Genomic DNA, 7,753 nt, shown 5'->3' with positions numbered 1-7,753 from the left:
TGTATTGACTGACCCACCGCATTCGCGAGCAAGCCCGCTCCCACATTTTGTCCCGCGTTGATCCCGTTAGCGTTGCGCCTTGGCCAACACCGCCTGCAACAACACATCCGCCCCCGCCGTCGACCACTGCGGATGAATCTCCTCCGCCTCGTTATGGCTCAACCCATCCACACACGGCACAAAAATCATCGCCGTCGGCGCCACCCGGTTCAGGTAGCAGGCATCATGCCCGGCCCCGGAAATCATGTCGCGATGGCTATACCCCAACGCTTGCGCCGAAGCCCGCACCACCTCCACACACTCAGGGTCGAAGGCAATCGGCGCGTACTGGAAAATCTGCTTCACGCTGTGCTGCAAACCAATCCCCTCGGCGATCCGCGCCACCGCCGCCTGCAACTGCCGATCCTGATACCCCAGCACCGCTTCATCCGGATGCCGAAACTCCACACTGAAAAACACCCGCCCCGGCACCACGTTGCGTGAATTGGGGAAGATGTTCGCCATGCCCACCGTCGCCCGCCCTTCGGCGCCCTGCTCCAGGCCAATCTGATTGACCGCCTCCACCACCCGGGCAAATCCGAGCAATGCATCGAGCCGGTGATCCATCGGCGTCGTCCCGGCATGAGCGCTGCGCCCGCTCAGTTCCACTTCATACCAGCGCTGGCCCTGGGCGCCGGTGACCACACCGATGGTCAGGCCCTGTGCCTCAAGAATTGGCCCCTGTTCGATATGCAGCTCAAACGCCGCATGCACCGCCTGGCCACCCACCGGATGCGCACCGGCATAGCCAATCTGCTGCAATGCCTGGCCGATGGTGATCCCGGCCTTGTCTTCCCGGGACAGGCCGTACTCCAGGTCAAACACCCCGGCATACACCCCCGAGGAAATCATCGCCGGCGCAAACCGCGAGCCTTCTTCGTTGGTCCAGTTCACCACTTCGATTGGCCGCTCGGTTTCAATCCCCAGGTCATTCAAGGTGCGCACCACCTCCAGCCCGGCCAGCACGCCGTAGATACCGTCGTACTTGCCGCCCGCCGGCTGGGAATCGCCATGGGAACCGGTCAACACCGGGGCCAGGTGATCCTGGCGCCCGGCGCGACGGGCAAAGATATTGCCCATGGCATCCACCCGAATGCTGCAACCGGCCGCCTCGCACCATTGCACAAACAGGTCGCGACCACGGCGGTCCTCATCCGTGAGGGCCAGGCGCGAGACCCCGCCCTTTTCGGTGCCGCCGATCTGCGCCATTTCCATCAGCGAGCCCCACAGGCGCTCGCCATTGACCCGCGCCAAGTCGTTCATGAACGCGGCTCCTGGGGTTTGGCCCGGTAGCGGAAGTCACAGTGATGGGCACCGCCCATGATGGTCTGGGTGCGGGTCAGCTTGATGTCCGGGTTGTAGCCGACGATAAACAGTTCGTCGCGGTTGCAGGACAGCAGGTGACCGATCTCGCCCAGGCCCATCTCGTGGTACATCTCGGCATAGCGGCAGCGCTTCACGTCATAGTCGTAGTGCTCGGCGTCGCTGGCGATGATCTCGACCTTCAGCGCATCGTCCTTTTCCCAGAGCACTTGCAACTCGACGAAGCTCTTGAGGTCGGCGCCCTGCTCTTCCAGTTCGGCAAAGTGCTTGCCGGCCTGAATCGCTGCATTGCCCACCGCCTCGCCGATCACCGCCGCCGCAAAGGCCTTGCCCTGCTCGCGCACCAGGATCTCGTAGATCGGCTTGATGATTTCGGCTTCGATCCGCCGCCGGGCCAGGATGCCCAGTTCACCTTCCAGCTTGCTCATTGTGTGCCTCCGTAAACCTGTAGGAGCGAGCTTGCTCGCGAAGATATTCCAGGCGCATCGCTGCGTTGACTGTACATTTTTCGCGAGCAAGCTCGCTCCTACAGGGGTGGGTTGTTACTTGCCGCCCGCCACACTGACTGGCTGCCACTGATTACTTTTGACCTCATACACGGTGAACGACGGCTTCTTCAAATTGCCCTCGGTATCAAACGCAATGGTCCCGGTCACGCCCTGATAGCTGATGGCACGCAGCACCGGCAGGTACTTTTGCGGGTCCACCGAGTCGGCCTTCTCGATCGCCGCCACCAACACCCCGACACCGTCATAGGCAAACGGCGCGTGCAGTTCGATCGGCGCCTTGTAGCGATCCTTGTAAGCCTGCTCGAACGCCTTGCCACCCGGCATCTGTGCCACCGCCAGGCCCGGCTCCAGGGCAATCACGCCCTCGCCTTCGTTCTGCGCCAGTTGCAGGAAGGTCTGGCTGACAAACCCACCGGCCCCCATCAGAGGTGCCTTGATGCCCAGTTGCTTGATACGCCTGGCCAAAGGCGCGGCCTGGGAATCGACGCCACCAAAGAAAATCAGGTCCGGGTTCTGGCTTCGGATATTGGTCAGCACTGCGCTGAAATCGATGGTCTTGTCGTCGACGTATTCACGAGACACCACCTTGGCGCCACCGGCCTCGATGGATTTGACGAACTGGTCCGCCAGGCCCTGGCCGAATGCGGTGCGGTCGTCGATCACCGCAATGCGCCGGGCCTTGAGGGTGTTCAAAGCATAGTCGCCGGCCACCTGGCCGCCATCGTCGTCATGGCCCATGATCCGGAAGCTGGTGTCGAAGCCCTGCTGGGTATACGCGTGCCCGGTAGCAACCGGGGCGACTTGCGCGATACCTGCATCGTGATAAACCCGCGCCGCCGGAATGCTGGTGCCGGTGTTCCAGTGGCCGACCACGCCCACCACGCCTTCGTCCACCAGGCGCTGGGCCACGGTGACGGCGGTGCGCGGGTCGGACTGGTCGTCCTCGGACAGCAGCTTGAAGGTCACCGCCTCACCGTTGATTTTCGGGTGCTTGGCGTTGGCCGCGTCGATGGCCAGTTGCGCGCCGTTTTCCAGGTCCTTGCCGATCCGCGCCGACGGGCCGGTCAACGGCCCGGCCAGGCCGATCAATACGGTCTGGTCGGCCTGGGCCATGGCACTCGCCAGGCTGCTCAGGGCCAGGCCGATCACTAGGGTGTGCTTGAAAGTCTTCATCAGTGGTTCCTGTTTCTTTACGGGCTGGTCGGAACACGCCGGGCGTCCGGTAGCGTCAGGGTTAATTCATTCACCGAGGTAGGCACTGCGCACCTCGGGGTGGTCGAGCAATTCATGGGACGGGCCAGTGAGGTTGATGCGCCCGGTGTCCATCACATAGGCACGGTCGGTGACCTGCAGCGCGAGCCGGGCGTTCTGCTCTACCAGCAGCAGGGTCATGCCCTGGCGGCACACGTCGTCGATCACCTGGAAGATCTTCTCCACCATGATCGGCGCCAGGCCCATGGACGGCTCGTCCAGCACCAGCAAGCGCGGCTTGGAGAGCAGCGCCCGGGCCAGCGCGAGCATCTGTTGCTCGCCACCGGAGAGCAGGCCGGCGGACTGCTGCAGGCGCTCCTCCAGACGCGGGAAGTGCTCGAACAACTGGCGGATCTCGCGGTTCACCTGCTCGGTGTCACGACGCAGGAAGGCCCCGGCCTGGAGGTTTTCCAGGACGCTCATGCGCGCAAAGATCCCGCGCCCTTCCGGTACCATCGCAATGCCCTGGCGCAGCAATTGGTCCGGCGCCTGGCCGAGGATCGAACGCCCGGCGAAGTGAATCTGCCCCGCCGCTGCCGGCAGCAATCCGGTCAGGGCCTTGAGGCTGGAGGTCTTGCCGGCACCGTTGGCGCCGATCAAGGTCACTCGCTCGCCTTCGCCGATGTGTAAATCCAGGGACTTGACCGCTTCGATGGCGCCGTAGCGCACCTGCAAGCCGTCGACTTTCAATAAAGGTTCAGACATGGGCGCTGGCTCCCAGATAGGCCTGGATCACGGCCGGGTCGCGGCGCACTTCGGCGGGCGCGCCCACGGCGATCACCTGGCCGTAATCGAGCACGCTGATGCGGTCGCACACCCCCATCACCAGCTTCACGTCATGCTCGATCAGCAGCAGCGTGTGGCCGTCGTCGCGGATCTTTTCCAGCAGGCCGCGCAGTTGCACTTTCTCGGCAGCGTTCATCCCGGCGGCCGGCTCGTCGAGGGCCAGCAAACGTGGTTCAGTGGCCAGGGCCCGGGCGATTTCCAGGCGGCGTTGGTGGCCGTAGGACAGGCTGTCGGCGCGGTAATTGGCGAACCCCGCCAGCCCGACATACGCCAACAGGCGATGGGCATGGGCGCGGGTTTGCGCTTCTTCTTCCCGGGCTCGACGATGGCGACTCAAGGCGGCCCACACGCCATTGCGGGTGCGCACATGGCGGCCGACCATGACGTTTTCCAACGCGCTCATGGTGTTGAACAGGCGGATATTCTGGAAGGTCCGGGCGATGCCGGCCTGGGTCACCTGGTGCACGCTGGCCGGCTTGTAGTCCTCGCCGTCGAGCTGGAAGCGCCCGGAATCCGGGGTATACAGGCCGGTCATCACGTTGAAGAAGGTGGTTTTACCGGCGCCATTGGGGCCGATCAAGCCATAGATCTCCCCAGGCTGGATGCTCAGGCTCACGTCGGTGAGCGCCGCCACGCCGCCGAAGCGCTTGTTCACCTGGTCAATCTGCAACAGCGGCTGATTCATCGTGCCACTCCTTTTGGCCACAGGCCTGCCGGTCGATAGAGCATCGCCAGGATCAGCGCGAGCCCATAGAACAACTGACGAATGATTTCCGGGTCCACCAGCACCTGGCCAAACAGCGCCTGCTGCAACGGGCCCATGCTCGCGCGCAAGGCTTCGGGCAACGCCGCCAGCAATACGCAGCCGAGAATCACCCCGGGGATATGGCCCATGCCGCCGAGCACCACCATCGCCAGCACCGCGATAGACTCATTGAGAGTGAAGGACTCCGGCGAGACAAAGCCCTGGAACGAGGCAAACAACGCCCCGCTCACGCCGCCAAACCCGGCACCGATGGCGAACGCCAACAGCTTCAAGCGCAGGGTGTTGACGCCCATGGCCTGGGCCGCTTCCTCATCTTCACGAATCGCCACCCAGGCCCGCCCGATGCGCGAACGCTCCAGGCGAATGCAGGCAAACAGGATCAGCACCACCAGCGCGGCGAACAGGTAGTAGTACAGATAGACCGAAGGCAGGCGCAGGCCGAACAGCTCCTGGGTGCGCCCGAGGTTGATCCCCAGCAGGTTGACCGGGTCGACCTGGGAAATACCTTTGGGCCCGTTGGTGATGTTCACCGGGCGATCCAGATTGCGCAGCAGGATGCGGATGATTTCACCAAAGCCCAGGGTCACGATGGCCAGGTAATCGCCGCGCAGGCGCAAGGTCGGTGCGCCCAACAACACGCCAAAGCCCGCTGCCAGCAACGCGGCCAAGGGCAGGATCAACCAGATCGAGGTGTGCATGCCCGCCGGCAGCAGCGCCATCAGCGCCGGGAATTGCTGCAACAGATGCGGCGAGGACAGCAATGCGGCGAGGTACGCGCCCACTGCGTAGAACGCGATAAAACCCATGTCCAGCAGCCCGGCGTAACCCACGACGATGTTCAGGCCCAGGGCCAGCATGATGTACAGCAAGGCGAAATCGAGGGTGCGCACCCAGGTATTGCCGCCGGCATGCCCGACAATCCACGGCGCCAGCACCAGCGCCACGGCGAACAACACAAGGCCAAAGCTGGCGCGCTGGCGGGAGGTATTCAGGACACTCATGCGCGGGTCGCCAGTCGTTCGCCCAACAGCCCCGAAGGACGAAACACCAGCACCGCGATCAACACGATAAAGGCAAACACATCCTGGTAATTGCTGCCGAACACACCCTGGGTGGCAGCGCCCAGGTAGCCGGTACCCAGGGCCTCGATCAACCCCAGCAGCAGGCCGCCAAGCATCGCGCCCTTGAGGTTGCCGATGCCGCCCAATACGGCCGCGGTGAACGCCTTGATGCCCGGCAGGAAACCCATGTAGAAATGCGCGCTGCCGTAGTTGCTCGCCATCATGATTCCGGCCAATGCCGCCAGGGCGCCGCCAATGGCAAAGGTCAGCACGATGATGCGATTCGGGTTGATGCCCATCAGGCTCGCCACCTGCGGGTTCTCGGCCACGGCGCGCATGGCCCGACCAAAGCGTGTGCGTTCCACCAGCACCAGCAGCGCGACCATTACCGACAGTGCGACGGCAATGGTGGTCAGGGCGGTAGCGTCGGTGATCGCCGGATGCGCCGAAGCGCCCGCGAGCACTTCAATCGGTTCCAGCGGCAGCAGTTGCGGGAACATCTGCGGGTTACGCGTCCACACCAACATGGCGACGGTTTGCAGCAACAACGACACCCCGATGCCGCTGATCAATGGCGCCAGGCGCGGCGCATTGCGCAGGCGCCGATAAGCGACCCGTTCAATCAGCACCGCGAGTACCGCGCAGAACGCCATGGCAATCACAGTGGCTGCCAGCAGCACCAGCACCGGCGGCATCGCCGGCCATGTCACCTGCAACAGGCGAATCACCGAGAGGCCCACCAAAGCGCCAATCATCAACACATCGCCGTGGGCAAAATTGATGATCCGCAAAATGCCGTAGACCATGGTGTAACCCAAGGCCACTAGCGCGTAGAGACTGCCCGTCATCAAACCATTGAGCAGTTGCTGGATAAACGCATCCATGGAAACCATCGACCTCACTACTGACGAGGGCGGCACACTAAGCATCTATTCTGTTTTTATCAAATATCAGAAATTCATATGGTTATGCCAAACGCAAAAAGCGCTATAAACGCCATAAATACGGCATTTATGGCTCTTTACTTGCCATCTCACTTAGTATTTAATTCAATACATGAATAATTTAGAACAGTTAGCCAATGACCCGCCGTTGCGTGCCGTGCGCACCTTCGAAGCGTTTGCCCGCCATGGCGGAGTGAATTCCGCTGCCCGCGAGCTGGACGTGTCGCCCTCCGCCGTCAGCCATCAACTGCACCTGCTGGAAAGCTTTCTGCAGCAAGCGCTGACCTTGCGCCAGGGCCGCAACCTGGTGCTCACCGAAGAAGGCCGCGAGTACTACCGCGCAATTCGCTCGGCCTTCGCCGTACTGCGCAGCGCCACCGAACACGTGCGGGAAAAAAGCGCCACACGCCAGGTCACCATCAGCCTGATCCCGCTGTTCGGCATCAACCTGTTCATCCCGCGCCTGGCACAGTTCCTCAAGGACCATCCGGCGCTGGACATCAACGTCACCTACGCCAACCACCGCAGCTACCCCAGCGACGCTGCCGATTTATCGATCCGCTTCGGCACCGGGCACTGGCCGGGGTACCACAGCGAGCCGCTGATTTCCGGGGCGGTGACGCCGTATTGCAGCCGCGCATTCCTGGAGCAACACGGGCCGATCGACACACCTGAGGCGCTGAGTGAATTACCGCTGTTGCACGACGAAGAGCGCGGCACCTGGAGCCAATGGTTCCAGGCCGCCGACGTGCATCACGGGACCGCGTTGAATGGTTTGCTGCTGGAGGATGGTCAGTTGGCGCTGACGGCCACGCTGACCGGATTGGGCTGCTCACTGCTGCGCGCGCCACTGGTTGCGCCGCATGTGGCAAATGGGGAGTTGGTGAAGCTGTTTGATCTACAGGTCGATGATGGCCGCCAGTACTACCTGTGCCGGCGGGCCAACAGCGAGTTGTCGAGCGAGGGGAATCACTTGTACGACTGGATCAAGAACAACCTTGCGGGGAATTGAAAACACCGCAGATCCAAGGTGGGAGCGGGCTTGCTCGCGAATGCGGTGGTTCAGCCAGCACA

8 protein-coding genes are annotated in these 7,753 nt (G+C 62.8%); 1 reads left to right on the top strand and 7 read right to left on the bottom strand.

The window, feature by feature from the left end:
* Positions 1 to 66: 66 nt before the first annotated feature.
* From ACW9I6_RS28675 to ACW9I6_RS28645, 7 genes are all read right to left on the bottom strand, one after another.
* Positions 67 to 1,302, bottom strand: coding sequence for a Zn-dependent hydrolase (locus tag ACW9I6_RS28675; RefSeq protein WP_134326867.1), 1,236 nt, complete (start codon positions 1,300 to 1,302; stop codon positions 67 to 69).
* A complete protein-coding gene (locus ACW9I6_RS28670) occupies positions 1,299 to 1,790 on the bottom strand; it encodes an L-2-amino-thiazoline-4-carboxylic acid hydrolase (protein ID WP_003207973.1) in 492 nt (163 codons plus the stop codon). Before ACW9I6_RS28670 ends, ACW9I6_RS28675 begins: the two co-directional genes overlap by 4 nt.
* Positions 1,791 to 1,904: 114 nt before the next feature.
* Positions 1,905 to 3,044: a branched-chain amino acid ABC transporter substrate-binding protein gene (locus ACW9I6_RS28665; protein ID WP_008436936.1), complete on the bottom strand. Its 1,140-nt coding sequence runs from the start codon at positions 3,042 to 3,044 to the stop codon at positions 1,905 to 1,907.
* Between the two features lie 66 nt (positions 3,045 to 3,110).
* Positions 3,111 to 3,827, bottom strand: a complete 717-nt coding sequence (locus ACW9I6_RS28660; protein ID WP_178902753.1) for an ABC transporter ATP-binding protein — start codon at positions 3,825 to 3,827, stop codon at positions 3,111 to 3,113.
* On the bottom strand, positions 3,820 to 4,593 hold the full coding sequence (locus ACW9I6_RS28655) for an ABC transporter ATP-binding protein (protein ID WP_457340103.1): 774 nt from the start codon (positions 4,591 to 4,593) through the stop codon (positions 3,820 to 3,822). The genes ACW9I6_RS28660 and ACW9I6_RS28655 overlap by 8 nt, the downstream gene beginning before the upstream one ends.
* Complete coding sequence (locus tag ACW9I6_RS28650) at positions 4,590 to 5,675, bottom strand: ABC transporter permease subunit (RefSeq protein WP_087694203.1); 1,086 nt, start codon at positions 5,673 to 5,675, stop codon at positions 4,590 to 4,592. The genes ACW9I6_RS28655 and ACW9I6_RS28650 overlap by 4 nt, the downstream gene beginning before the upstream one ends.
* Entirely contained in the window at positions 5,672 to 6,619 is a 948-nt protein-coding gene (locus ACW9I6_RS28645) for a branched-chain amino acid ABC transporter permease (protein WP_457340102.1), read from the bottom strand. Before ACW9I6_RS28645 ends, ACW9I6_RS28650 begins: the two co-directional genes overlap by 4 nt.
* A gap of 172 nt (positions 6,620 to 6,791) precedes the next feature.
* On the opposite strand from ACW9I6_RS28645, the gene ACW9I6_RS28640 reads away from it, so the two are divergent.
* Positions 6,792 to 7,691 (top strand): LysR substrate-binding domain-containing protein, encoded by a 900-nt coding sequence (locus tag ACW9I6_RS28640; RefSeq protein WP_134326868.1) that lies wholly within the window; start codon positions 6,792 to 6,794, stop codon positions 7,689 to 7,691.
* Positions 7,692 to 7,753: the final 62 nt, after the last annotated feature.

This window comes from Pseudomonas sp. SDO5522_S412, assembly GCF_054071215.1.
The sequence above is the reverse complement of the archived record's forward strand: the minus strand, read 5'-3'. Positions and strand labels throughout refer to the sequence as shown.